Here is a 241-nt window from a genome sequence, read left to right on the forward strand (position 1 = left end):
GGTACGCCAACCGCACCGACAGTACGATAGACGACCGTGCAAAACGCCTGCTGATCTCACAGCCGGCTGTCTTCCCGACCCAAGGACACACCCATGGACCGCGTGCGAAACCTCCTGGAACAGATCCAGGGCCGCCTCGACGAGCTGAACAAGGCCGAACGCAAAGTCGCCGAAGTCATCCTGCTCAACCCGCAACAAGCCACCCGTTTCAGCATCGCTGCGTTGGCCCAGGCGGCCAAGG

Annotated in this window: 1 pseudogene; it reads left to right on the top strand. The window is 62.2% G+C overall.

Annotation, left to right across the window (positions count from 1 at the left end):
- Positions 1-93: 93 nt before the first annotated feature.
- Positions 94-241: pseudogene (locus SB719_RS22285) on the top strand (transcriptional regulator HexR); the annotation flags it as partial.

The sequence above is a fragment of the Pantoea sp. SIMBA_079 genome, from assembly GCF_046940275.1.
GTDB lineage: Bacteria > Pseudomonadota > Gammaproteobacteria > Enterobacterales > Enterobacteriaceae > Pantoea > Pantoea borealis.